Origin of the sequence: Candidatus Enterococcus myersii, assembly GCF_017316025.1 — a bacterium.
Classification (GTDB): Bacteria; Bacillota; Bacilli; order Lactobacillales; family Enterococcaceae; genus Enterococcus_C; species Enterococcus_C montenegrensis.
Genome location: NZ_JAFLVT010000013.1, coordinates 94,862 through 119,158, shown reverse-complemented (window position 1 = coordinate 119,158; position 24,297 = coordinate 94,862). Strand labels below are relative to the sequence as shown.

At 38.2% G+C, this 24,297-nt stretch carries 19 protein-coding genes and 1 other annotated feature; of the genes, 1 reads left to right on the top strand and 18 read right to left on the bottom strand.

Translation table 11 applies throughout. The features are described 5' to 3' along the window. Position 1: 1 nt before the first annotated feature. The 18 genes from gltB to JZO76_RS09745 form a co-directional block, all read right to left on the bottom strand. Positions 2 to 4,471: a glutamate synthase large subunit gene (gene gltB / locus JZO76_RS09830; protein WP_206903915.1), complete on the bottom strand. Its 4,470-nt coding sequence runs from the start codon at positions 4,469 to 4,471 to the stop codon at positions 2 to 4. Positions 4,472 to 4,725: 254 nt separating this feature from the next. After that, positions 4,726 to 7,518, bottom strand: coding sequence for an isoleucine--tRNA ligase (gene ileS / locus JZO76_RS09825; protein ID WP_206903893.1), 2,793 nt, complete (start codon positions 7,516 to 7,518; stop codon positions 4,726 to 4,728). Positions 7,519 to 7,591: 73 nt separating this feature from the next. Next, positions 7,592 to 7,802: a binding site (T-box leader), on the bottom strand. After that, entirely contained in the window at positions 7,786 to 8,547 is a 762-nt protein-coding gene (locus JZO76_RS09820) for a DivIVA domain-containing protein (RefSeq protein ID WP_206903892.1), read from the bottom strand. Its footprint overlaps the feature before it by 17 nt. 18 nt (positions 8,548 to 8,565) lie before the next feature. Further along, positions 8,566 to 9,348 carry an RNA-binding protein gene (locus JZO76_RS09815; RefSeq protein ID WP_206903891.1) on the bottom strand — a complete coding sequence of 261 codons (783 nt, stop codon included), beginning with the start codon at positions 9,346 to 9,348 and terminating at the stop codon, positions 8,566 to 8,568. Positions 9,349 to 9,368: 20 nt separating this feature from the next. Next, positions 9,369 to 9,578, bottom strand: coding sequence for a YggT family protein (locus tag JZO76_RS09810; protein WP_051113726.1), 210 nt, complete (start codon positions 9,576 to 9,578; stop codon positions 9,369 to 9,371). Between the two features lie 70 nt (positions 9,579 to 9,648). Continuing rightward, a complete protein-coding gene (locus JZO76_RS09805; RefSeq protein WP_206903889.1) occupies positions 9,649 to 10,185 on the bottom strand; it encodes a cell division protein SepF in 537 nt (178 codons plus the stop codon). A 14-nt stretch (positions 10,186 to 10,199) separates the two neighbouring features. Beyond that, entirely contained in the window at positions 10,200 to 10,877 is a 678-nt protein-coding gene (locus tag JZO76_RS09800) for a YggS family pyridoxal phosphate-dependent enzyme (RefSeq protein ID WP_206903888.1), read from the bottom strand. Positions 10,878 to 10,901: 24 nt separating this feature from the next. Beyond that, positions 10,902 to 12,140 carry a cell division protein FtsZ gene (gene ftsZ, locus JZO76_RS09795; protein ID WP_206903887.1) on the bottom strand — a complete coding sequence of 413 codons (1,239 nt, stop codon included), beginning with the start codon at positions 12,138 to 12,140 and terminating at the stop codon, positions 10,902 to 10,904. A gap of 24 nt (positions 12,141 to 12,164) precedes the next feature. After that, positions 12,165 to 13,493, bottom strand: coding sequence for a cell division protein FtsA (ftsA, locus tag JZO76_RS09790; RefSeq protein WP_206903886.1), 1,329 nt, complete (start codon positions 13,491 to 13,493; stop codon positions 12,165 to 12,167). Between the two features lie 148 nt (positions 13,494 to 13,641). Next, a complete protein-coding gene (locus tag JZO76_RS09785) occupies positions 13,642 to 14,736 on the bottom strand; it encodes a cell division protein FtsQ/DivIB (RefSeq protein ID WP_347401461.1) in 1,095 nt (364 codons plus the stop codon). A gap of 10 nt (positions 14,737 to 14,746) precedes the next feature. Further along, entirely contained in the window at positions 14,747 to 15,841 is a 1,095-nt protein-coding gene (murG, locus tag JZO76_RS09780) for an undecaprenyldiphospho-muramoylpentapeptide beta-N-acetylglucosaminyltransferase (RefSeq protein WP_206903884.1), read from the bottom strand. A gap of 15 nt (positions 15,842 to 15,856) precedes the next feature. Beyond that, positions 15,857 to 17,221, bottom strand: a complete 1,365-nt coding sequence (murD, locus tag JZO76_RS09775) for a UDP-N-acetylmuramoyl-L-alanine--D-glutamate ligase (protein ID WP_206903883.1) — start codon at positions 17,219 to 17,221, stop codon at positions 15,857 to 15,859. A gap of 12 nt (positions 17,222 to 17,233) precedes the next feature. Next, the gene (gene mraY / locus JZO76_RS09770) at positions 17,234 to 18,196 is read right to left on the bottom strand and encodes a phospho-N-acetylmuramoyl-pentapeptide-transferase (protein WP_206903882.1); all 963 of its coding nucleotides are present in this window, start codon (positions 18,194 to 18,196) and stop codon (positions 17,234 to 17,236) included. A 411-nt stretch (positions 18,197 to 18,607) separates the two neighbouring features. After that, complete coding sequence (locus JZO76_RS09765) at positions 18,608 to 20,812, bottom strand: penicillin-binding transpeptidase domain-containing protein (RefSeq protein ID WP_206903881.1); 2,205 nt, start codon at positions 20,810 to 20,812, stop codon at positions 18,608 to 18,610. Then, positions 20,813 to 21,223: a cell division protein FtsL gene (gene ftsL / locus JZO76_RS09760; protein ID WP_206903880.1), complete on the bottom strand. Its 411-nt coding sequence runs from the start codon at positions 21,221 to 21,223 to the stop codon at positions 20,813 to 20,815. 14 nt (positions 21,224 to 21,237) lie between these two features. After that, entirely contained in the window at positions 21,238 to 22,191 is a 954-nt protein-coding gene (gene rsmH, locus JZO76_RS09755) for a 16S rRNA (cytosine(1402)-N(4))-methyltransferase RsmH (RefSeq protein ID WP_206903879.1), read from the bottom strand. Between the two features lie 14 nt (positions 22,192 to 22,205). Next, positions 22,206 to 22,637, bottom strand: a complete 432-nt coding sequence (gene mraZ / locus JZO76_RS09750) for a division/cell wall cluster transcriptional repressor MraZ (RefSeq protein WP_206903878.1) — start codon at positions 22,635 to 22,637, stop codon at positions 22,206 to 22,208. 163 nt (positions 22,638 to 22,800) lie between these two features. Then, entirely contained in the window at positions 22,801 to 23,169 is a 369-nt protein-coding gene (locus JZO76_RS09745) for a DUF3397 domain-containing protein (RefSeq protein ID WP_206903877.1), read from the bottom strand. A 173-nt stretch (positions 23,170 to 23,342) separates the two neighbouring features. On the opposite strand from JZO76_RS09745, the gene JZO76_RS09740 reads away from it, so the two are divergent. Then, entirely contained in the window at positions 23,343 to 24,296 is a 954-nt protein-coding gene (locus tag JZO76_RS09740) for a magnesium transporter CorA family protein (protein ID WP_206903876.1), read from the top strand. Position 24,297: the final 1 nt, after the last annotated feature.

Sequence of the window (24,297 nt, the reverse complement as noted above, 5' to 3'; positions counted from 1 at the left end):
ATTAGCCACGCTCCTTTCCTGCAACTGAAATTGTTACTTCTTTTTTTGTGCCGATTACTTTTTCAAAAGCGGCATGTAGCAATTTATCGCCTGCCAGTCCTTGTGCTTGAAATTCTTTTAAGGCATCGTTGACAGCGTGAAATTCCTTTGGATAAACTTTAATGAAATCTGTTTTTGCTGTTTCCCAATTTGCTAAAATTTCGGCTGCTTTTGGTGAAGCAGTATATTCAAAATGATTTTCAATCAATTCTTTTAAGATATGGTCTTGTTCGTCAATTGGATACAGCTCTACCATTTCCATATTGCAGCAAGCAGGAAAACTCTTATCTGGATCGTAAATGTAAGCTAAGCCACCTGACATACCCGCAGCAAAGTTACGACCAGTTTTTCCTAGAATAACTGCAATACCACCAGTCATATACTCACAGCCATTATCACCTACACCTTCAACCACTACTTTGGCACCGCTATTGCGGACACAAAAACGTTCGCCCGCTAAACCACGGAAGTAAGCTTCTCCTTTATTAGCGCCAAAACACGCAACGTTTCCAACAATTGGTGAATTTTTTGTATCATATGCTGCTTTTTGGGGAGGAACAATAATCAAGCGTCCACCACTTAATCCTTTTGCTACGTAGTCGTTAGCTTCTCCGATTAATTTTAACTCCATCCCTTGGGTTGTAAAGGCACCAAAACTTTGACCCGCAATTCCTTCGTACTCGTATTTCAATAAACCTGGCGTTAAGGCGTAATTGCCAAAACGTTCAGCAATCCAGCCTCCCATGCGTGCGCCCACAGAGCGTTTCACATTGTTGATATTTTCTTTTACTGTTACGGTTTGTTTGGCTTCAATTGCCGCTTTAGCATAATCATCTAGCAATGGCCATTGCCGTTTTTCCAAGAAAGGATCACTTACTTTTCGTTCAATACCGGCAGTTGTAGCTAACATTTTAGAAAAATCAAGGGATTTTGCTTTACCTTTTGCTACATAACGCGGTTTAATCACTTCGGTGTGACCTATCATTTCATCAATCGTTTTAAAACCTAATTGCGCCATAATCTCCCGTAAATCTTCGGCTAAGAACATCATTGCATTTATCACGTGTTCAGGTTTGCCCGCAAAGAATTGTCGGAGGGCAGGATTTTGGGTGGCGACACCGACAGGACAGGTATTTAAACTACATACCCGCATCATGACACAGCCAACTGCCACTAATGCTAAAGAAGCAAAACTGTATTCTTCTGCTCCTAATAAGGCGGCAACGGCAATGTCTTTTCCTGTCATAAGTTTGCCATCAGTTTCTAAAATAACCCGTTGGCGCAACTGATTTAGCGCCAATGTTTGATGGGCTTCAGTTAAACCCATTTCCCAAGGCAGACCAGCATCTCGCACTGAGTTTCTAGGAGATGCGCCGGTTCCGCCATCATAGCCAGAGATTACCACAACATCTGCTCCAGCCTTTACCACTCCGGTTGCAATAGTACCCACACCAGTCGAAGAGACCAGCTTAACATTGATTTTGGCGTAAGGATTAATCGCTTTTAAGTCATAAATTAATTGCGCCAAATCTTCAATGGAATAAATATCGTGGTGCGGTGGTGGTGAAATGAGCCTAACCCCTGGAGTAGAACCGCGAATTTCTGCAACCCAAGGAAAAACTTTATTGCCTGGCAATTGTCCGCCTTCGCCGGGTTTAGCCCCTTGTGCCACTTTAATCTGTAATTCTTCAGCGCTCATTAAGTATTCGGCGTTCACACCAAAACGGCCAGAGGCGACTTGTTTAATTTTACTATTAAAGTTTCGTCCATCTGGCAGTGGTTTGAAACGATCGCGATGTTCGCCACCTTCACCGCTATTAGATTTCGCACCAATAGCGTTCATAGCTTCTGCTAAACATTTATGGGCTTCTTCACTTAAAGAACCATAGGACATAGCACCAACTTTAAATCGCTTTACGATATCAGCAGCTGGTTCCACTTCAGCCAAGTCTACTGACGGTCGGACATTTTTAAACTCCCACATCGAACGCAAAGTCGCAGGTGTTGCTAATGCTTCTTCATTCATAGCTTTGGCGTATTCTTGATAGAGTTCATAACGTCCACTACGAACTGCTTTTTGGAAATTATAAATCGTTTTGGGATTAAACAAGTGATGTTCGCCATCAGCTTTGTACTGATAACTACCACCAGAAGTTAAATAATCATTGGCATTAGCACCAAAAGCTTGTTGATAACAAGCATAATATTCTGCTTCAATTTGGGCCAAATTTAAACCGCCAATCCGGCTAGCCGTACCAGTAAAATATTGTTCTACTACTGTACTGGAAATTCCTACTGCTTCAAATAACTGTGCCCCGTGATAGCCTGCGACAGTGGAAATACCCATCCGCGACATCACTTTAATGAGACCTTTTTCACAAGCCTTACGAAAATTTTCCACTTTATCACTTAAATTATAAGCTAGTAAAGAAGCATAGGCTAAATAAGGATGTACACCACTAGCACCATAACCGACTAACATGCCACAGTGATGTACTTCACAAACCTCAGCAGTATCAGCCACAATTGAAGCCAGTGATCCTTTTCCACGAGAAACCAAATAGTTATGCAACCCAGAAACTGCTAATAAAATTGGGATTGCCATTTCCCCTTTTTGGCGGTTGCGATCACTTAAAACGATAATTGTTCCGCCATTATCGATTTTTGTTTCCGCTTCTTTAAAGACATGTTCTAAAGCTTGCTGCAAACTGTTGGGATCATCTTCATTTACTGGATACAAAATAGATTGAACCACAGTTTTTTGTTGATCTTGATCGACTGTTAATAACTTTTCAAAGTCTGCTGTACTTAAAATTGGACTGTCAATTTTTACTTTACTACAATTTTCAGCCTGATCTTTGCGAATATCGCTATCTCTACCGAGGAAAAGTTCTGTCCCAATTACCATTTTTTCACGAATAGCATCAATGGGCGGATTGGTCACTTGGGCAAATTGTTGTTTGAAGTATGTGAATAAAGATTGTGGTTTTTCACTTAAAACTGCTAGCGGTGAGTCAAATCCCATCGAAATAACAGGTTCTTCTCCATTTTCAGCCATTGGTACAATGACGGTACGTAAAATTTCATCAGTATACCCATTGAGTTGCCACAATTGTCGGATTTCTTTTTCTGACAAGGGGTTGCTTTTTTTCTTTGGTGTTTTTATTTCGTTTAAATTGATTCGCTTTTCTTTTAACCATGTTTCATAAGGCTTAGCCGTAGCATATTTTTGACGAATTTCTTCGTTACGATAAATTTTTCCTTGTTTTGTATCGACTAAAAACAGATTAGCCGGTCCTAAAACACCTTTTTCAAGTACATCTTCTGGGGCTAAATCGACTACCCCGGATTCTGAAGCAACCACAATTAACCCATCTTTTGTAATGGAGTAACGAGAAGGCCGTAATCCATTTCGATCTAAAGCTGCCCCAACAATTTCACCATCGGTAAAACATAATGCAGCCGGTCCATCCCAAGGCGCCATAAAGCTCGCATTGTATTCATTAAAGGCTTGTAGTTCCTTGGTTAAATTGGCTTCTTTTGACCAGGCTTCTGGTACCATCATCATTAATGCATGGGGAATATCGCGGCCGTTACGATACAAATATTCTAAACAGTTCTCTAGTTTTGCCGAATCTGAATTGTCTTTGTTGTAGACTTCAATTTTATGGCTATGCATCCAATTTTCCGCACCTCGAAGTGTGTTGATTTCCCCATTGTGGGCCAAAAAACGAAAAGGCTGTGCGCGGTCCCAACTTGGAAATGTGTTGGTAGAAAAACGAGAATGAGTCAAGGCAATGCTCGTCTCCATTGACGCATCTTTTAAATCTGGGTAAAAAAGGCCTACTTGGTAAGCATGTAACATCCCTTTATAAACAATTGTTTTGGCAGACAAACTACAAATGACCAGCTCATCTGGATTGTATGATTTTTCAATTTTCCGGCGCAAACGAAATAGTTGGTCTTCAAAAGCGCGGCCGCTTTTCACATCCATCGGTTTTTCAATAAATAATTGTAAAAAATTCGGCATAACAGCTTGAGCGCCAGGGCCACATTCATAAAAGTTAAAGGGTACATCCCGCGCCCACAAAACATCATACCCCGCTTGTAAAATGTCCTGTATTAAAACATTAGTCATTTGTTCTTTTTGTATTTTATCCTTAGGTAAAAATAACATTGCTACTGCGTACTCGCCTTTTTTAGGCAATGTTACTCCAGCTTCTTGGGCTTTTTTTTGAAAGAAACGATCTGGTAAAGCCATTAAAATGCCTGCGCCATCACCAGTGTCTGGTTCAGCACCAGTCCCACCACGGTGATTCATTCGCTCTAACATCGTTAAGGCATGTTCAACTAATTGGTGAGAGGGCTTGCCATCTTTTTGTGCGATAAAGCCCATCCCACACGCATCTTTTTCAAACTTGGGGTCATACATCAAGTTTTTTTCTGCAATTTTTTCCACGCAAGCACCTACTTTTTTTATTTTCTGAAAATTCTAATTTTTACTAGTTTACATTGTTTTTCACGACACTGCAATTACTTTCAAAAATTTTCATCGTTTTTTTTTAGAAACGTTCGTAAAATATAACATTTGCTTAAAAAAACAGAAACGAAATAAGGACTTGAAATGTAAGACATTCCAGGTCCTTATTTATAACATGAAAAGCCGGGATTGGCGACTTTAAATTTTTATTCGATTCCTTCAGCTACTTCATTAGGGTAATTTTCTTTGACGATTTGTGTACAGTGGTGACATAAGGTTGGTAAGGCACTATCACTGCCGACTTCTTTTCTAACTTGACGGCAACGATCACAGACATGACCATCTGCTTTTTCAACTAAAATCGCAACGTCTTCAAATTTCATAGCATTTTCTGGAACAAGGCTACCAACTTGTTCAACTTTAAAGTAATCTTCTGCGACAATTAGTAATTGCGCCAAATTGCTATCGACTGCAGTTAAAAGGGCAGCAACTTGTTCATTGGGATAAATCGTTACTTTTGCTTCTAGTGGTTTACCGATTAATTTTTCATTTCGGGCTTGCTCTAAAGCTTTTAATACATTATCTCTAAAGTCTAAAAAGGCACTCCACAGATCAAGTAATTCATCTTGGTTGGCAAATTCTTTATAGCCGGGCATTTCTGCTAATTGAACGTAATCTTCTTCTTCTGGTAAGTAAGACCAGATCTCTTCAGCTGTGTGCGGGATGATTGGTGTCAAAAGTTTTGTCAAAGCAACGACTGCTTGATAAAAGACTGTCTGCATCGCGCGACGCGCATGGTCATTTTCAGCTTCAATATAAACGACATCTTTAGCAAAGTCTAAATAGAAAGAAGATAAGTCTACTGTTAAGAAATTCATCACGGTACGATAGATGTGTAAGAAATTATATTTTTCATAGCCATCTTCTAAGATTGTCTTTATAACTTGGTTTAACCGTACTGTCATATATTTATCAACCGAGCGTAATTCTTCAAAAGGCACAGCGTCAGCTTTTGGATCAAAGTCATTTGTATTAGCTAACAAGAAGCGCATCGTGTTACGGATTTTACGGTAAACTTCTGAAACTTGATTCAAAATATCCATTGAAACCCGTACATCAGCTTCATAATCCACACTTGCTACCCACAGGCGTAAAATATCTGCGCCCATTTGATTGATAACTTTTTCAGGAGCGATGGTATTGCCTAAAGATTTACTCATCTTCCGACCTTCGCCATCTAACGTGAAGCCTTGTGATAAGACGGCTTTATAAGGTGCCACGCCATTGATGGCAACACTGGTAGTGATACTTGAGTTAAACCAGCCACGGTATTGGTCAGAGCCTTCCAAATACATATCCGCAGGAAAGCTTAATTCGGGACGTTGACGTAAGACTGCTTCATGGGATGAACCTGAGTCAAACCAAACATCCATAATATCATTTTCTTTCGTAAATTCTCCGTTTGGTGAACCAGGATGTGTAAAGCCTGCAGGTAATAATTCCTTGGCTTCTTTTTCAAACCAGATATTTGAACCATGAGCGGCAAATAATTCAGCAACATGTTCAATTGTTTCCGGTGTGATGATTGCTTCCCCATTTTCCGCATAAAAAATTGGCAATGGTACACCCCACGCTCGTTGACGGGAAATCACCCAATCACCACGGTCACGAATCATGTTGTAAAGACGTGTTTTTCCCCAAGGAATAATCCAATCCACTTTTTCGATTTCAGTTAAAATATCGCTTCTAAATTTATCAATTGAAGCAAACCATTGTGGTGTTGCGCGATAAATAACTGGTTTTTTTGTTCGCCAGTCATGAGGATAGCTATGGGTAAAGAAGTCTAGTTTTAATAATGCACCTTTATCTTCTAATAACTTGGTAACTTCTGGGTTTGCTTTGTCGTAAAACATCCCTTCAAAACCAGGTGCTTCATCCGTAAACATACCACGGTTATCAACTGGTGATAAAACTTCTAGTCCGTATTTTTTACCAACGATGTAGTCATCTTCACCATGTCCTGGAGCAGTGTGAACTAAACCAGTTCCGGCATCTAGCGTAACATGATCTCCACACATTACAAGTGAGGTCCGATCGTAAAATGGATGTTTTGCCGTCATATACTCCATTGCTGTACCTGGAAATTCCTGTAAAACTTTGACATTTTCCCAACCAATTTGATCTTTAACGGTATCTAATAGGTCTTTGGCAACGACATATTTTTTTCCATCGGCTTCAATTTGTACGTAAGTATAGGTTGGATTAACAGAAATACCAAGATTTGCTGGTAAGGTCCAAGGGGTTGTTGTCCAAATTACAAATGAAGTGTCCGTATCTAGCAAATCTTTGCCATCTACTACTTTAAAGGCAACATAAATTGATGGTGATTTCACATCTTTATATTCAATTTCGGCTTCAGCTAAAGAAGATTCACTTGATGGTGACCAGTAAATTGGTTTTAAACCTTTATAGATATAGCCTTTTTCTGCCATTTTACCAAAAACGCGAATTTCGGCTGCTTCATAAGCTGGGTCTAAGGTAACATAGGGGTTATCCCAATCACCAGCAACACCTAGTCGTTTGAAGTCATTACGTTGTTTATCAACTTGTGACATCGCATATTCCCGACATTTTTCCCGGTACTCTGCCATTGTCATTTCTTTACGTTTAATCCCTTTATTGGTTAAAACTTGTTCGATTGGTAAACCATGTGTATCCCAACCAGGAACATATGGCGCCCGAAAACCAGACATTGATTTGAAGCGGACGATAATATCTTTACTAATTTTATTTAATGAATGACCAATATGAATATTCCCATTGGCATATGGCGGACCGTCGTGTAAAACAAAAGAAGGTTTACCTTCGTTTAATTTTTGGCGTTGCCCATACAAGTCAGCTTCTTCCCAATTTTTTTGCCATTCTTTTTCCCGGTTTGGCAAATTGCCTCGCATTGGAAAACCGGTTTTACCTAGATGTAATGTTTCTTTCATCTTCATGAATATCCGCTCCTGTCCTTTATTTTTACAGTTAGCAACTGTGAAAAAGTGTATAAAAAAACGCTCATCCCTAAAAAGGGACGAACGTTGTCGTGGTACCACCCAAATTTGTACAAAACTGTACTTCTTTGTGATTGTTAACGTGAATCACACGTCAATGTTTACTTCATTCAACATTAAAACCAATAGAGGATCTTTTTTTTAGTAGGGTTCATCGGTCTTTCACTGTCACCGACTCGCTTTAGAAATGCTAAAAACTTTTCTGTTCTATTTTTGGTCTTTTTCTTCAATTTTATTTAATAATTCTTTGGCATCATCTAATGTGTTGACCGCAGGAATTTCTTGACTTGGTGTAATGATTTTTTCACTAGCTTCTACGATATCGACTTGATTTTCAGTCATATCACTGTTTGAGTTTACTTCATCTGGATTTTCTTTGTCAAGTTCTTTTTCCATTAGTTGTTGGAAAGCTTCGTGGCCATCTTGAACGTAGCTTGCAAATGGCTTCAAAATTTCATCCCATTCTGGACTTTTCACTTGTTCTAATTGAGATTGCAACATTAATGTTAAGTTTTGGTGGAAAACGCGTGTTTTGGTTTTCAAATCATTGGTTTCTGTTGCAAGTTGACGCGCACTTTCGCTAGCATCATTTAAAATTTCTTTGGCTTTTTGTTCTGCAGCGGTGGTTAATTCATGGGCGTGTTTTTCAGCACTTGAAACTAACTCATCGGCACGATTTTGCGCTGAGGTAACAATTACTTCAGATTCTTTGCTTGCACTCGTTTTTACTTTATCAGCAGTATCTTGGGCTACAATGATGGACTGGTTTAAGGCGTCTTTTAATTCATTGAAATATTCCAGTTTTTCTTCTGCATGTTTTAAAGCTTTTTCCATTTCACGATTCTTTTGAAGTAATTCTTCATAATCACGACCAACTAAATCCAAGAAGTCGTCTACTTCATCTTGATTATATCCCCGCATTTTTACTGCGAAGGTCTTATTATTAATGTCTAATGGAGTTAATGCCATTTTTTCTACCACCTTTACTTATTTTCTTAAAACACCTAATGTTAAGCGTATTTTATCTTTTTTGGTTTTACCTTCAATTCCTTGTAGCTGAATACGACCAAAGCTCCGTACTGAAATAATGTCTAGTAAATCTAACATAAAATCTGGTCGCAGCGTTTCTGTCCAGTTGACTTTGATTTTCCCGCTTTCCACCAATTGTTTGGCCCGCTGGCGGGAAATGTTGAAAACAGTAGAAATTACTGTGTCTAAACGTAAAGAAGAAACCGTAGTTTTTTCTTCTTCCCAACTGTCTTTGGGTTTTAAAATCTCTGTATAACGCACTTCTTCTAGGCGAGTTGTTACATTACCGACTTTAGTAAGTTGTAAGGCAACAAAACTAGCAACTTCTTTTGCAATGAAGATTTGCCAGGCTGTACCATCACTAATAATATCACCGAAATATTCCCGCTTAATTCCAGTACCCATTAAAGTACCTAATAATTTACCGTGACTTAAATTGGCAAATTTAACAGGATAGTGCACTTGATAAACGGCAATATCAAATTCGTCTAAAGAAGGTTCGTAATAATCCGGATAAATTAATAAACGCCGTCTTTCAGCTTGTTCATAACCGCCATAAAACATAAATTTCAATTCTGTTTCCTGACGAATCAACGTTTGCGCGATATACGCTTGACGCGGATCTAAAAAGTCGGTTAAATACGGTGCATATTGCATTTGCACTTGTTCAATCCAATCAGTTACAGCGTCAATAAAAGGGCGTTCATCAGCCCGAAAATGTTGATAGACATTTACGTTCATTGACTCCCACCCCTCATTTCTTAATACATAATATTGACTAATATAGTCGTTAGGCCTTGGCTGGCCAAATTTAAAACGATAATTGCAACAGCAATCGTTAAGTCAATCGGCCCAATTGTTAAATTAAGACGATCGAATAAACTTAAATATGGTTCACAAATTTTCCGCAAAAAGCGACCAATCGCTGATTGATAACCGCCTGGAAACCAAGACAGTAAAGCATAAATCATTAGTAAAACCGAATATAAATAAACGGCATCGCTAAATAAACTCAATAACCTAAAAATGGCAATTGCCTCCTCAATTTAAATCGTATAAATCCGTTTCAGTTGGAAAAGTTCCCTGACCGTCAATTTCAACATCATAGGGCGTACATAAGAAAATTTCGTCCCCCACGCGTTTAATGTCGCCATCTTGAGCATAGACTGTTCCGGTTAGAAAATCTACGATTCGTCTTGCTTGATCTTCTTCAACTGATTGAAAATTAACTAAGACTGCTTCTCCATTTAAAATATGTTGGGCAATCTTTTTTACTTCATGGTAATTACGCGGTTCTAAAATCGTAATTTTTCCAGCCGTATTTTTACTTGTATTTACCGGCTGTTGCCGTTTAGGCGTTACGGGTGTCTTCATATTTTGCCGTAACGAAACAACTTTTTTATCTGATTTGGGTGTTTCATAGACAGGTTCATGATTTGTTACAGGATTTGATTTTTCAACCGGAATTTCTTCAACAACTGCTTCTTCATAACCATTGACCGCAGGGGCCACTTCATATTCTTCATAGCTATCTTCTGATAGACCGAAAAAATCTGCCGCTTTACTAAAGATCGACATGATAACTCCTCCTTTTAGGCATCTTTGACTAAAGCCGTACCGACACGAATAAATGTTGCCCCTTCATAAATAGCTGCTGGAAAGTCATTACTCATTCCCATACTTAATTCATGACAGGGAGCATAGACTAAATTGGCTGCTTCAATTTCTTGTTGCAGCTGCCGTAGCTTTCCAAATATAGCGCGTTGTTCTTCTACCTTAGCTCCAAATGGTGCCATTGTCATCAGACCTACGACTTGGATTTTATCATAAGCGTAAAGAGCAGCAATAAATTCAGGAAGTTCTGCCGGTGTGACGCCATGTTTTGACGCTTCACCAGAAACGTTAACTTCTACGAAGCATTTAACTACATGCTCCGCTCTTTTTTGAATTTCAGCCGCCAAGCTTAAGTTATCTAAAGCATGGAAATAGTCTATTTTATTTATAATTAATTTTACCTTTCTCCGCTGTAAATTGCCAATAAAATGCCAGCAAATCGTGTTAATATCGGCTAATTCTTGTTTTTTTTCTAAGAAAACATCTGTCCGGTTTTCTGCTAGATCCAAAACATTTTGCGCAATTAACTGGCGCATTACCTGGCTGGAGACAGTTTTCGTCACGGCAACCAACCGGACACTTTTTTCATCACGACCAACAAGAGCACATGACTCCTGTATCTCTTGTCGGACCTCCCGCAAGTTCTCAGCAATCATGTGCTCTTACCTCCAAAGCTTTAATTAACGTTTGCGACGGAAGAATGGTGGTGTACTTAATTCGTCATCATCACCAGATTTTACATCGTCACGATTAAATGTATCGAATTCTTTCTTTTCGATATTTTCAAATTGTGTATCATCAACTTTAGGACGCACTGTTTGCTCCTTGCGAATATCCCAATCACCAAAAGCATTATCATCTTCAGGTTGTGTTGGTTTTGCTTGTTCCATATCTAAAACCGGTTTTTGTGGGATGCTGTGGATTTGATTTTGTCTTGAAGTGCGGCCTTTATTTTCTTTTTTTGTTGGATCAATTCCTGTTGCAATTACTGTTACGCGAATTTCATCACCTAATTCTTCATTAATTGAAGTACCTAAGATAATGTTTACATCGCCAGTTGCAGCATTTGCAACAATATCAGAAGCATCTTGTGCTTCAAATAAAGTCATATCCAAGCCGCCTGTGATATTTAATAAGACTTGTTCAGCACCATCGATTGAAGTTTCTAACAATGGCGAAGAAATAGCTTTTTTCGTCGCTTCGATTACGCGATCTTCACCAGAGGCAACCCCGATCCCCATTAAAGCAGTACCTTGGTTTTCCATAACTGTTTTCACATCAGCAAAGTCCAAGTTCACGTAACCCGGAGCTGTAATCAAATCAGAAATGCCTTGTACACCTTGGCGTAAAACATTATCAGCTTCACGGAAAGCTTCTAACATTGGCGTTTTCTTATCAACAACTTCTAATAGACGGTTGTTTGAAATAATTAATAATGTATCCACATTTTCTTTTAATTGTGCGATACCTTCAGCTGCAAAGCGGCCGCGTTTTGGTCCTTCAAAAGTAAAAGGACGTGTCACAACACCTACAGTTAATGCGCCAAGTTCTTTGGCGATTTTTGCTACGATTGGAGCAGCACCAGTACCAGTACCGCCACCCATACCAGCGGTGATGAAGATCATGTCTGCACCATCTAAGGCTTCGCGAATTGATTCTTCACTTTCTTCAGCGGCTTTTTGGCCAACTTCAGGTTGTGAACCAGCACCAAGACCACGTGTATATTTAGGGCCTAATTGAATAACTGTTTCTGCTTTTGAATTTTTTAAGGCTTGCACATCCGTATTAGCTGCGATGAACTCTACACCTTTAACGTTTTCTTCGATCATTCGGTTGACTGCGTTGCCACCGCCACCGCCGACGCCGATAACTTTAATGACTGCGCCGTCATTTACGGTATTGTCAATTGAAAATTCCATAATGTTTATTCCTCCTGCTTGGGTTTAGTCGAAAATATTCGAAAAGAAATCTTTTACTTTATCTTTAACGCTTTCGCCAGTAGATTCATTTGTTTCTTCATAAGTATCTTCTTGGCCGTCATATTCATCATAGGCTTGCTCTTGTGTAACAGGAACTGGTGCTTCATGGCTTGTTGCAGGTTGTGTTTTTTCCCCTGTTACAGCCGTTTTAGCTAATTGATAAACTTCACTTAAGTTAGCAGAATAGTCTACGATTGAAATCACATTAGTAAAGACTGGGTTACGTAATCCCATGTGATTTGGCACGTACAATTTCACATTTGTGCCAAAAATTTCTTGGGCTAAGTCTACCACACCAGGTAAGCTTGCAGCGCCGCCTGTTAAAACGACACCTCCTGGTAAACTTAACGCATCAATTTCGTCTAGTACTTCTTTAGACTTGTTGAAGATTTGTTCCATCCGTGCTTCAATAATTTCTGCTAAATAGCGTTCATCAATTTTAACCGGTTCAGATTTACCAATGACATCTACTGGAAACTCTTCGCTAGCAGAAGTACGCTCTGGATAAGCATCCCCATAATTGATTTTTAGTGCTTCAGCGTTGTTAAATGAAGTATTTAAAACAGTTGAAATATCTTTTGTAACATATTCCCCGCCTTCTTGGTTAACGTGGGTGAATTTCAATTGTTTATCATGCATAACTGAAGTTGTCGTTTGACCGCCACCAATATCAATCACGGTCGTACCAAAATCTTTTTCACCATCAGATAAAATAGACTCTGTTAAAGCAAGTGGTGTAATCACCATTTCATTTAAATGAAGTCCTGCTTTTTCAACACATTTACGAATGTTGTGTAAAATTGTTTTAGGGCCGGTGAAAACAACGCCGAACATTTCTAGACGTACACCAATCATCCCCCGTGGATCTTTAATACCTTCAAAGCCATCCACAGTAAATTCTTGCGGCAAAATCGTAATGATTTGTCTTTCAGGAGGAACTGAACGTACTAAAGCAGCTGAAGCGACGTTACGTACATCTTCATCTGTAATTTCTTTTGATTCGCTGTTAACAGCAATCATTCCTTGACAGTTTTCTACTTCTAATAAGTTTGCTGGAACACCAACGCTCACACTGCGAATTTGGATACCTGCTTTTTCTTCTGCTTGCTTGACGGCCCGTTGAATTGCTTGAACCGACTTTTCAATATCGACAATAATCCCTCTGTTAATACCTTCAGATTTGGCGTTGCCTACACCAATGATATTCATTTGGTTTTCGACATACTCTGCAACGACAACTTTGACTGAAGTCGTTCCAATGTCAAGGCCGACATACATTCCCGTTTTTGCCATGAATGGGATTCCCTCCTACTAAATTTCCATATAGATCGAACAGTAAAGGTTCGTTTTTATCTATCAGTTTAATATTTTGTTCACTGCTAACAATAATACCACAAAAATCGACTTTTTAGAAATACGTTATGAAAAATATTTGAAATTTTTATTGCCCTATTTGACTGTTATTATTTGTTTCACTTTGGCTTTCATTTTCTGCTGTATTTTCATTAGTTTCATTTTGATTGGTAGTATCATTTGCGGTTGTTGTTTCATTGGTTTTTGTAGTAGCTTTTTTTTCTTCTTTGGGATAAGGATAAGTGAAAATCCCCACTTCCATATCCACTACCCCTTTGCCTTTTAATTCTTTAGCAACTTGAGGATAGTATTTCAATTGTTCTGCTAAATTCGAGATATTAATAATCACCGTATTGCCATCATTCATTAATAGATTTAGCAATTCTTGATTAGCGCTAGTTGGCGTGTATTTAATTTGTGACACGCTAGAACGTAATTCTTGCGAAAGTTTTTGATATTGCGTTAAAACAGCTAGAATTCGTTTTTGCGATTTAAAATCTTCTAAAATTGGTAAGTTTTTAGCTGGTTCTTTGACTGTCTCTGCTAACACTTTCCCATTTTCAATGACAGGGGCATAACTGTCGCCTTTTTCTAAAATAGCCACTTCTTGATATTCGGTAATCGCTAGTTTAAATTCGTTGAAATGTTCAATTGAGATTGCCACATTTTTAACACGTGGTAGTGCTTTTTTTATCTTCTCTTCATTACTACTACGCTGAAAATATTGCGACCACAGGCCTTGACTCAGTTTAAAGTCTGCCGCTTTTGTCACAGCAGCCTTTGAGACGGCATCATTTTTCACCACATGAAGTGCGGATAATTTACTTAATGGTGAAACATAATAAAGAGCAAATAACAACGGAATCAAAAACAGCGTAATGATAATTGCTAAGCGGCGATAAAGAACCGAATTGCGCTCATATTTCAATTTTGGCAGCCGATCGGCAAAAGAACCATTAGGATTTAACGATCCTCCCTCAGCTGGTAAGTCGCTCGCATTTTCGGGTAACTGCACTTCTTCTTTTTCTTGCCCATCAATGACTGTTGGCGACCACGGCGCATCTTGACCATTTTTTTTCCGATACTCCAAGTTGGCCTTTTGCCAGGGCGTCAGATCCACTGCATGAACATCAGAATTCTCACCTTTTTGCTTGGACTGGTCTTTTTTACTGATATGCGTCACCACCTTTAACTTACACTGTAATTTCTTTAACTAATTGATATAAACGCTCACTAGCATCTGGAATTCCCTCAGCCTTAGAAGCTTTAGCCATCTGTTGGCGTTTTGCTTGATCTTGCATAATTTCGTCAACAGCACGAACTAATGTTTCAGCTGTTAGCGCATCATCTTTAATCATTAGTGCTGCCTTAGCATCGACTAAGCTTTGCGCATTTTTTGTTTGATGATCTGCGGTCACGTAAGGACTTGGAACTAAAACTGCTGGCAAGCCTAAAGCCGTAAATTCGGCAATAGATGTTGCACCAGCACGTCCCACCAATAAGTCACAGCAAACCATCACTGCTGCCATTTTATCAATATAGGGGGCAACCCTGACATTTGTCAACTGGCTTAAATCAATCTTTGCTGCATCTTTAATTTCATTAAAGTAGCGTTCACCAGAAGCGTATAAAACCTGATAATCTCGACTAGCAAAAATCGGGAGCGCAGCTGTAACAGCTTGATTGATTTTTAATGCCCCTTGACTACCACCAAAAATTAAAACGGTAGGCTTTTCTTTTGCTAGACCAAACGTTGTTAAAATATCCGATTTTTGCGTATTGCTAACTTCACTGGCACGAGGATTCCCTACCAATACCGTTTTTTCTGCAGGAAAAAACTGGGCAGCATCTTTAAAACAAATCCCAATTTTTGTCGCATAACGACTTAAAAATTTATTGGTTATCCCTGGAATACTGTTTTGTTCGTGAACAATTGTGGGAATCTTCATCTTGGCAGCAGCATAAACTACCGCACCAGAAACATAGCCTCCTGTTCCAATTACAACATCAGGTTTAAAGTTTTTTAAAATTTGTTTTGCTTCTTTGATGCTCTTAAAAAAAAGTTGCAGTGTTTTAACATTATCAAAAGACAACTTGCGCTTAAATCCTTGTATTTCTAACGTTTTAAAAGGAATATCTGTTTTTGGTAGAATTTTGTTTTCTAATCCTTTTTTTCCACCAACATACATAAACTCAGAAGCCGGTTCTTGTTGTTTAACATAATTCACAAAGGCTAAGGCTGGGTAGATATGTCCCCCTGTTCCGCCACCGGTTACTAGTATTTTCACGTGCTTCGCTCATTTCTATTGTTTATTCAAGTTATTGACCGCCGCAATAAAGCGATCTCCTCTAATTTCAAAGTTTTTGTACTGATCCCAGCTAGCATTTGCCGGAGATAATAAAATCGTATCGCCGACTTCACTAATTCCATAGGCTTTTTCAACTGCGGTTTCAGCATTTTCACTAAATTCAACCCGTGGTACTTTTGCATCTCGTGCGGCTTGTGCGAGCTTATCTTTGGTTTCGCCAAAAACAATTACAGCCTTCAGACCGACTAAAGATGGAACCAATTCATCAAAACTATTACCACGATCTAATCCACCTGCTAATAAAATTAATTTTTCATGGTCAAAACCACTTAAAGCCATTTCAGTAGCTAAAATATTGGTAGCCTTGGAATCATTAAAAAAGCGTCGTTCATTAACAGTACCGACAAATTGTGTTCGATGCGGCACACCACTGAAACTTTGTAGTGTTTCTTTGATGTCTTCATTTGAAATGCCTTTAAGTTTTGCTACTGCAATTGCGGCCAAGGCATTTTCCACATTATGATTTCCGGGAACACCTAATGTGTCTGAATCCATGATAAATTCATCTTTAAAGTACAGCTTACCAGCTTTTTGATAGGCACCAAAAACAACTTGTGTGCTAGAAAAGGGAATAACTTCTGCCTTGGTTTTTTTCGCTAAATTTTGTAATACTGCTTGATCCCAATTTAAAATTAGATGATCATTTGGCGTCATATTTTCTTGGATATGCCATTTGGCTTTTTCGTATTCAGCTTGTGAACCATGATAATCCAAATGTGCCGAAAAAATATTGGTGATAACCGCAATTTCAGGATGAAAAGTCTGAATTCCCATCAATTGAAAACTTGATAGTTCGGTCACCATAACGTCTTTTTTTTGTGCATGTTGGGCGACTGTACTAGCAGGATAGCCAATGTTTCCGGCTAGTAGCGCTTTACCTTCCCGCATACCCGCATTTAAAATTTCACCAATCATAGTAGTCGTGGTCGTTTTACCATTTGTCCCTGTAATCCCAATTAGCGGACATTCAGCAATTTTATAAGCTAACTCAACTTCTGTAATAATTGGCAGACCTTTTTCTAAAGCCTTTTTAACTAACGGCTGGCTATAAGGTATCCCCGGATTTTTCACCATCAAGGCAAAATCTTCATCTAACAATTCAATTGGATGACTTCCCGTAACAACTTTTACCCCTAACGCTAAAAGATCTTGTGCTTCCGGGTTTTCTTCAAAGGGTTTACCGTCGTTAACGGTAACAAGTGCGCCCAAATCATGTAACAATTTGGCCGCACTGAATCCACTCTTTGCTAATCCCAGCACAAGAACTTTTTTATTTTGATATTCATTAATTTGCTTCATTTTTTCCATCTCCTACCAAATAATCAAAAGCGTAAGTGCAGAACAGACTACCGCGATCCCCCAAAAAACCAGATCGATTTTCCATTCAGTCCAACCGCTCATCTCAAAATGATGATGGATAGGTGACATTTTAAACAGGCGTTTACCGGTTAATTTAAAGGAAGTGACTTGTAACATAACACTGGCTGTTTCAATCACATAAATTAAACCAACCAATAACAACGTCCACTCTTGATGTAAAAGGATTGACGTTGCCGCAAGCAAACCGCCAAGGGCAAGCGATCCTACATCTCCCATAAAAATCTTTGCTGGTTTGTGGTTGTAAGGGAAAAAACCCAATAGTCCACCAATCACACTTAAACAGATGATCAAGACATCAAATTGGTTTTGCTTCCAAGCTATCATACCATAAGTTGCAAAGGAAATAACCCCCAATCCGGATACCAATCCGTCAATACCGTCCGTTAGATTAACAGCATTGGAAAAACCAACTAACCAGAAGATGACAAAAAGCCCATAAATAATTCCTAAGTTAACTTCTAAACCAAAAATATTTAATGTGTTCGCATTTCCCTCATGTAAAAAAACAACATAAAAAATAATTGCGCCTAAAATTTGACCAATTAATTTTTGTAGAGAATTCAACCCCATATTGCGTTTTTTAAAGATTTTAATAAAATCATCTAAAAAACCCAATAAACCATATAAAAATAGAATAAATAAAAGAATGAACAACGATGGTGTTAGTAAATTTTGCCACGCACCTACCCAAAGGCCTGTTAAAACCGAGGCAATTAAAAAGACAACGCCACCCATTGTTGGTGTACCAGCCTTAGCATTATGCCACATTGGTCCTTCATCACGAATTTCTTGTCCAAATTGTTTGACTCTAAAATAGCCAATAAAAAGTGGCATGACGGCATAGGTCATCGCAAAACTACTCACAATCGGTAAAATCATCTTTGTCCATTCCATTTTTTAATTCTCCTAGTTCATTTTAATGTATTCATTTTTTCTAAAAAATGAGTTCTATTTTCACTGCGTATATCATTTTTCTACAGCAGAAATCGCTTAGAAAAACTGACATCCTAGTTCATTTTAATGTATTCATTTTTTTCTAAAAAATGAGTTCTATTTTCACTGCGTATATCATTTTTCTACAGTGGAAATCACTTAGAAAAACTGACATCCTAGTTCTTTTAATGTATTCATTTTTTTCTAAAAAATGAGTTCTATTTTCACTGCGCATATCATTTTTCTACAGCAGAAATCACTTAGAAAAACTGACATCCTAGTTCTTTTTAATGTATTCATTTTTTTTCTAAAAAATGAGTTCTATTTTCACTGCGTATATCATTTTTCTACAGCAGAAATCGCTTAGAAAAATTATTCCATGGTGAATTCTATTGCCTTATCACCGATGCGTTCGTAAGGAGCCAGGCTTTGTGCTGTGCAGTAGCCATCGCCTTTAAAAGTGACTTTTACCCCCAATAAGTCGCCTAATTTAACTAAGTCAGCTTTAGACCAACTCGTTACGTCTGGCATATAATATTCTGAACCAGTCGTTAGCAGCAATAATTTTTCTCCGGCTAATACTTTTGTTCCATGGGAAGTTCCTTGTTCTTTAATTTTGCTACCTGTGCCAAGCACGACAGGAACTAAACCATTTTTGCTGGCATCAGCTGCAGCAGAGTCTGTTCCTAAATTACGATAGTCGGCAATTTCAATTTTTTCTGTATTCTCACTAGCGGGATCTGTCTGTTCATCTTTAAATTCCATCGCACGTTTTAATAATGAATTCCCAATATCGCCTAAAGCTTTTTGTTCCCAATGTTCAGGCATCTTCATCGTCATGTACAACACATACTCTGGATCTTCTGCAGGTACCATTTCAACAATAGAATACAAATAAGCTGTATCCCCTTGATAATAGCCGCCATTTTTTTCATCCGCAATTTGGGCAGTACCAGTTTTAGCAGCGATTTTATAGCCTGGGACATGATACACGTTATAAGCACTCCCATAGTCTTTGCTTTCCACTACATCCCGCATATATTCGCGTACTTTTGCCGTTGTTTGTGCACTAACAGGATTGCCCACCACTTCAGGTTCGGTTACACGTTCTGTGCCATTTTGACTGTTAACAACTTTACTAATGTAATGTGGCTCTAACATTTTACCATTGTTGGCAATTGCAGAAAATGCCCGCATCATTTGAAAATTCGTTACCCCAACCCCTTGACCAAATGAGCTCATGGCTTTATCCACAATATTATTGGTTGGTAAAATACCACTATTTTCCCCTGGCAAACCGGAGTAAGTACTTTGACCAAAACCAAATTTCTTCAAATACTGTTGCCAAGTATCTCCCATTTTTTGCTCGAGTTTTACCATTCCAACATTACTTGACCAAGATAGCGCTTGTCGCATATTCAAAGTTCGGCGTTGCTCTTGGTAATCCCAGTCGTTAATTGTGGCATCAGCAATTTTAATTTCACCAGAAGTAAACGTCTCGTTTTCATTAAAGACACCGGACTCAATTGCCGCTGCGGTAGTCATTACTTTCATCGTTGAACCCGGTTCGTAGCGATCTTCAACTAACAGGTTCATCCAATTGAAGTTTTTATCAGAAAATTCTTTTTTTGTTTCAGGGTTAAAAGTTGGACGTTGTGTCATGGCCAATATTTCGCCAGTCTTAGCTTCCATCAAGACAGCAGTCGCATCTTCTGGTTTGTATTTTTTAACAGCAGTGTCCATTAAGGATTCTAAATAAGTTTGTAATCCACTATCAAGTGTTGTGTAAATATCTTGACCATCTTTGGCTGCTTTTTTTTGAGCAACGGTTCCTGGCAATGGGTTTTGGTAGTTATCTTTTTGATAAACAATTTTGCCATCTGTCCCGCTTAAAATATCGTTATAAGCAGCCTCCAATCCCATCTTGCCAACTAAGCCTTTATCAATTCCTTTGTCATCTACTTCAGGCTCGGCATAACCAATAAAATGAGATGCAAATGTACCATTAGGATAAATACGATTGGGATGTTCATCAAAGTCTAATCCCGAAAGTCCTGCATCTTCCATCGCTTTTTCGATTTTTTTCTTTTTCTCTAAAGTTATATTTTTTCCCTTACCGGAAAACTCCACTTGATACAGTTCATTTTTGGCACCGTCTTTAAGGCGATCGATGACTTCTTTTTCATCTAAGCCTAAAATATCATGCAAAATAGTAGCAACTTTTTCGTAGTCCTTACTTTGGACATACAGTTTTTTATCCCCGGTTTTGTAATTTTTTGACAAAATAGCTTTTAAAGAATAAGAGGTAGCATCTTCAGCAATTGCAACACCATTACGGTCGTAAATCGTTCCTCTTTTAGCCTTGACTACTTTGCTGCCTTCATATAATGCCGCTGTCTTTTTCTCCAGTGATGTGCCAGCAACGTTTCCTACTACGACTAAATAGCCCAAACGAGTGGCAAACAAAAAGAACAACCCAATACTCGTAGCAAAGAGAATAATCCCTACTTTTTTGCGGTTGTTCGTTGGATTTTGATTTTTCTTACGGAAATACTTTCTAATTCGTTTAAAACGCATTTACTTCACTTTCCTTAAATTATCATCGTTAATTTTAAGTCCTTTTTTCTCTGCGATTTTTTTAATTCGCTCAGTTTTCGAAAGTTCGCTTTTTTCTTGTTCTAGCCGCGTTTTTTCTTCCGCTTGCTGTGTTGTTTGTGCTTCAATTTGGGAAACTTCTCGTTCTAGTTGACTGATATCAGTCCTTACATAGACAGTTAAAACAGCTAATCCGATAACTGCTGCCAAAAGAAAGATTCCGATAATTTTTTCCAAACCACTGATACGTTTTAATTTTCGTGCGGGTGAAGATGGGATGCGAATAATTTCAGGACGAGGTGGCGTCGATGGTTTCGCTGACGGATTTGGTTGTTCAATTTGTGGTGCTGCTTGATTCATATCGTAGTGATATTCACGTTTCGCTTCTGCCATTTCGACGCTCCTTTTTATTCTTTAATTCTTTCAGCAATTCGCAATTTTGCACTGCGGGAGCGATTGTTTTCATCAAGCTCTTTTGTAGTTGCAACAATTGGTTTGCGATTAATTAATTTTAATTCTGGTTGATATTCCACTGGTACGATTGGTAAACCTGGTGGCAAATCTTTGGGACTGCTGTATTCTTTAAAAATATTTTTAACCAAACGATCTTCTAACGAGTGAAAGGTAATCACACTCACTCTACCACCAACATTCAAAAGTGCTATCGCTTGTTCTAGAGACTCTTCAATTGCACCTAACTCATCATTGACTGCAATGCGAATCGCTTGGAAAATTCGTTTCGCTGGATGACCACCCTTACGTCTTGCCGGTGCAGGAATCGCCTCTTTAATTAAATCCACCAATTCTCCGGTAGTTTCAATTGGTGCAATTTGACGTGCGCGTTCGATTTTACGGGCCACTTGTTTAGAAAATTTTTCCTCGCCGTAGCGATAAAAGATTTTGACTAACTCATGATAATCATAAGTATTAACTAAATCATAAGCAGAAAAATCTGCCGTTTGATCCATCCGCATATCTAAAGGCGCATCTTGATGGTAACTAAAGCCTCGACTCGCTTCATCAAGTTGTGGCGATGAAACACCTAAGTCATATAAAACTCCATCAACTTGATTTATTCCTTGCTCTTTTAATGCGGCAGCTAAATTGCGGAAATTACTTTTTATAAAGGTTACTTTTCCAGCTGCAATCGCGTCTTTTAAAAAATCTTTTGCATGATCAATTGCTTTTTGATCTTGATCAAAGGCATAAAGATGACCTTTTTCATTCAATTGGGATAATAAATATTGACTATGACCGGCTCCGCCTAAGGTACAATCAACATAAATACCGTCTGGTTTAATATTTAGTCCATCGACTGTTTCTTTAAGCATCACGGTGTAATGTTGAAACGACTCCGCCATTTAAGTTCCTCTTTCTATAAGCCAAAATCAATCATTGTTTCGGCAATTTCGTCAAAATTCTCTTCGGCTTCTTCTGAGAAAGCCTGCCATTTTGCTTCATCCCAAATTTCAATACGGTTACTAACGCCGGTAATCACACAATTTTTCGTCAAACTGGCGTGTTTTCGTAAAGTCTGGGGAATATTAATCCGACCTTGTTTGTCAATCTCACACTCAGTTGCTGCAGAGTAGAAAAAACGGACAAAGGTACGGGCATCTTTTTTAGCCAATGGCATTTCATTTAGCTTTTCTTCTAATTTTTCCCATTCTGCTATCGGATAACCAAATAGACAGCCATCAAGTCCTCTTGTGACAATGAACTTTTCGCCGAGTTTTTCTCGTAATTTCGCGGGGACGATTAAACGACCTTTTGCATCGATTGAATGCTGAAATTCCCCCATAAACATCGAAAAAGCCCCCCTGTCACCACTTGATATACACAGTCTACCACAATCCCCCACTTTCTACCACCAATTATGTATACTAATCAGAGAAGTTTTTTGACTTTTATTCACCAAGAAAGACAACAGAATCAATAACAAATTCATTTCACTTTTGAATGCTAGAAAATCAGACAAAATGCAGGATGCTAAGCACAATAACAAAAATATAAAATACCATTGTTAACAGAAAAACCAAGCGCCAAAACATTTTCAAGTAACGTCCGTAAGACAGTTCACCATAAAAATAAGCGTGGAAAATTGCCAAGCCAATCCCTAAAACCAACATACCAATAATAAAATACGGTAATGCTGAAAAAGCAAAAGTAGCTTGTGATACTTGGTTGATTCCCAAAAAAAGAAAAGGAACAGCCAAGTCTGGTGCTTTGATTTTGAAACGTTTCGTTAAAGCAAAGGTCGTAACCAAAAAGTTACAGGCAACCAAAACGATTACCGGAAAAATGTACCAAAATGCTAATAACGGTGTAAACTTTTCCATTTTTCATTTCCTCTCCATACCGCTAGGGTAACTATACTTGATTTTCTTTACATCCGTGTAACAGTTCTTTTAAAAGTTCTTGTAGTCACCTAAGTTTTTCTTAAGTTTTCATACCCTTTCAAAAGAAATCACACCGTTTTTCTATTATAATGTTTCATAAAGGATGTGACTACATGATTACGCATTATTTTCTTAAAGATAATCAATTGAATGTAACAGAAGATATTAAAGAGTCTCTTTGGCTTCATGTTGAAAAACCAACCAATGAAGAAATCGAACATCTTTCAAAAAAATACGAATTGCCAAAAGATTACTTAACCAGTGTCTTAGACGATGCAGAAAATGCGCGTGCTGAAGGCCTTAACCAAGAAAACTTTTTAATTCCTGCGTTGCTATTATTACAGTTTCCTTATGTTTCAACAAGTCCTAGTGGTTATTTGCAATTTAATACTTACCCTTTAGCCTTAATTATCACCCCTGACAAAAAACTGATTACCGTCTGCAACTATCATATGCCTTTTTTTAAAGCTATTTTGGAAAAACCGTTACCTAAAAATGATATGAGCAGCAAGTTAAACTTGGTTTTACAAATTTTATGGCATTTGGCATTAACGTATAATCAAAATCTGGCTGATTTAAAACGGCAAGTCGACAAATTAGAAGGCCAAATCCAAGTTTCCACCGAAAATAAACATCTCTATCAACTTATGGATATTCAAAAAAGTCTGGTTTTGTTTGAAGCCGCTACAAAAGCTAATTTTAAAACCTTAACTAAATTAGCCAGCACAACCGAGTTTCAAGATCATCATGCTTATCATAATCATCTCCATGATATATTAGTTGAAACAAAGCAGTCCATGACCTCTGCTAAAATCAATTTACAACTCGTCAGTCAAATGAATGAAACTTTTTCAGCCATTGTTTCAAACAACTTGAATATCGTGATGAAAATTTTGACTTCTCTAACGATCGTTTTAACAATTCCTACTATTATAGGTGGTATCTATGGCATGAATGTAAAACTGCCTTTTGCCGAATCGGATAATGCTTTTTTACTGATTACTGGCGCTACGATCCTTCTTTGCTATTTAGCAATTAAATATTTAAAAAAGAAGAATCTTTTGTGAA

Excerpts from the sequence above, each read along its gene's own strand:
- ftsZ (WP_206903887.1), bottom strand. The coding sequence starts at position 12,140 with ATGGAATTTTCAATTGACAATACCGTAAATGACGGCGCAGTCATTAAA.
- JZO76_RS09805 (WP_206903889.1), bottom strand. The coding sequence starts at position 10,185 with ATGTCGATCTTTAGTAAAGCGGCAGATTTTTTCGGTCTATCAGAAGAT.
- JZO76_RS09740 (WP_206903876.1), top strand. The coding sequence starts at position 23,343 with ATGATTACGCATTATTTTCTTAAAGATAATCAATTGAATGTAACAGAA.
- mraY (WP_206903882.1), bottom strand. The coding sequence starts at position 18,196 with ATGGAATGGACAAAGATGATTTTACCGATTGTGAGTAGTTTTGCGATG.
- JZO76_RS09810 (WP_051113726.1), bottom strand. The coding sequence starts at position 9,578 with ATGATTTATGCTTTACTGTCTTGGTTTCCAGGCGGTTATCAATCAGCG.
- mraZ (WP_206903878.1), bottom strand. The coding sequence starts at position 22,637 with ATGTTTATGGGGGAATTTCAGCATTCAATCGATGCAAAAGGTCGTTTA.
- murD (WP_206903883.1), bottom strand. The coding sequence starts at position 17,221 with ATGAAGCAAATTAATGAATATCAAAATAAAAAAGTTCTTGTGCTGGGA.
- ftsA (WP_206903886.1), bottom strand. The coding sequence starts at position 13,493 with ATGGCAAAAACGGGAATGTATGTCGGCCTTGACATTGGAACGACTTCA.
- ftsL (WP_206903880.1), bottom strand. The coding sequence starts at position 21,223 with ATGGCAGAAGCGAAACGTGAATATCACTACGATATGAATCAAGCAGCA.
- JZO76_RS09815 (WP_206903891.1), bottom strand. The coding sequence starts at position 9,348 with ATGAACGTAAATGTCTATCAACATTTTCGGGCTGATGAACGCCCTTTT.
- rsmH (WP_206903879.1), bottom strand. The coding sequence starts at position 22,191 with ATGGCGGAGTCGTTTCAACATTACACCGTGATGCTTAAAGAAACAGTC.
- JZO76_RS09800 (WP_206903888.1), bottom strand. The coding sequence starts at position 10,877 with ATGATTGCTGAGAACTTGCGGGAGGTCCGACAAGAGATACAGGAGTCA.
- JZO76_RS09745 (WP_206903877.1), bottom strand. The coding sequence starts at position 23,169 with ATGGAAAAGTTTACACCGTTATTAGCATTTTGGTACATTTTTCCGGTA.
- JZO76_RS09765 (WP_206903881.1), bottom strand. The coding sequence starts at position 20,812 with ATGCGTTTTAAACGAATTAGAAAGTATTTCCGTAAGAAAAATCAAAAT.
- JZO76_RS09820 (WP_206903892.1), bottom strand. The coding sequence starts at position 8,547 with ATGGCATTAACTCCATTAGACATTAATAATAAGACCTTCGCAGTAAAA.
- ileS (WP_206903893.1), bottom strand. The coding sequence starts at position 7,518 with ATGAAGATGAAAGAAACATTACATCTAGGTAAAACCGGTTTTCCAATG.
- gltB (WP_206903915.1), bottom strand. The coding sequence starts at position 4,471 with ATGTATGACCCCAAGTTTGAAAAAGATGCGTGTGGGATGGGCTTTATC.